This is a genomic window from Meiothermus luteus (genome assembly GCF_003574085.1).
In the GTDB taxonomy this organism is placed as follows: Bacteria; Deinococcota; Deinococci; order Deinococcales; family Thermaceae; genus Meiothermus; species Meiothermus luteus.
On record NZ_QWKZ01000197.1, the window covers coordinates 1 to 1,528 of the forward strand.

The window sequence follows — 1,528 nt, forward strand, 5'->3', positions numbered from 1 at the left end:
ATGAGGGTCTCTGCGTCAAGATGGTAGGTCAGCCAAAGGCTACGTTCTGGGGGTGCTCACGGTCTTGTGGCATAGCACCCCCTCTTTTTTCACACCCTGGGGGGACAGATCAAGTAGCACACGAAGGCATTTGAGACTCTGTGGGGACCGCCTCCCCCCGTATTCTAGCCAGGTACTCTAAAGGGGCCAGGCCCCCCAAGGCCCGGTGGGGTCGCCAGCGGTTGTAGTGGTCCAGGTAGGCGTCAAGCTCCCTTTGGAGCTCGGGGATCTGTGAAGGCAACGGCCGTGTGTAGAACTCATCCCTAAAGGTCCGCTGCATCCGCTCCACGTGACCATTGAGCTTGGGGCTCCTCGGAGGAAGAACGAAGAGCTTAACGCCCAAACGTTCACAGACCTCCTCAAAATCGGACATAAACTCGCTGCCCCCATCCACCTGCACCGCACGGATAGGAAAAGGCGCTCGCACCATCAGGCGGGCAAGAAAGCTGGCCGCCAGGTTGGCCGTGGCTCGGGTGTGGACTTCCGCAAGGGAGAAACGGGTGAAGAGGTCGACGGCCGAGAAGTGCTGGATCGTCTCCCCAGGGCCCAGGGTCACGGTGAGGGTATCCACCTGGATAAGGTCGCCAGGGTGACCCACCTCGTATCCCTTGGGCTTCCTTTGCGCATAGGGCCTCCTGGGTCTTCGCCCCCCCTTCCCCCGCCGGGCCTGGGCCAGAAAAGCAGCTACGCTTTCCACGCGGCCGTGTGCTTCCAGGTAGGCCAGGATCCGCCCCACGGTGCGCTCGCTCACCGCAAAGCCCTCCTTCCTTAGGGTCAGCCAAATCGGCCAGCGGCCCCAGGTGGGGTTCTCCTTCCTTAGGGCTTCCACCCGGATCAGCAGATCGGAAGACCAGTAAATCCTCCTCCGCAAGCGCTGAGGACGTCTTGACCGAGGCTTAAGACCGGCAAGGCCCTCTTCCTTGAGGTGTTTCCGCCAGCGGTAATAGGTGGCCCGGCTGATCCCCAAAAGCTCCTGGATCTCGGGCCAGCCCACCCGGTATTTCCTGAGCGCCTCCACCTGTTTGAGCTTCCGTAAGCGCTCCTGAACCGTGGGATCGCCGGCCCCGGCCTCTTGGAGTTCCCGGGCCTTTTGTGCTCCCCGGAAAACCTCTTTGCCAACCGTGGTAAGCTGCATCCGTGGGGACCCCCTCTCTCCTGGAGTGGTCCCCACATTTTTACTCGTCCAGTCTCACATGTGTCTGGCCGGGTTCAGGGCATCCCCGCTACAATGGGAGGCGTGGTTTCGCGCATGCGCCAAGAGGCGGAGGAGGCCCCCCAGGTGGTGGAGCGCCTTCTGAGGGAGAACGAGGCCGAGGTGAAGGGCCTTGCCGCCTTTCTCCGGCGGCGAGGTCCTGCCCTGGTCCTCACCGCCGCCCGGGGGAGTTCGGACCATGCGGCCCTTTTCGCCAAGTACCTCCTCGAGGCCCGCCTCCTCTGGCCCACCCTTTCCCTGGCTCCTTCCGTCCTCACCCTGTACCGGGCCCTTCCC

Annotated in this window: 1 protein-coding gene and 1 pseudogene; one reads left to right on the forward strand and one right to left on the reverse strand. The window is 63.0% G+C overall.

The window, feature by feature from the left end:
- Positions 1-109: 109 nt before the first annotated feature.
- Positions 110-1,174 (reverse strand): integrase core domain-containing protein, encoded by a 1,065-nt coding sequence (locus Mlute_RS15205; RefSeq protein WP_119361341.1) that lies wholly within the window; start codon positions 1,172-1,174, stop codon positions 110-112.
- 114 nt (positions 1,175-1,288) lie between these two features.
- Between Mlute_RS15205 and Mlute_RS15210 the strand changes: the two are divergent.
- Positions 1,289-1,528: pseudogene (locus tag Mlute_RS15210) on the forward strand (SIS domain-containing protein); the annotation flags it as partial.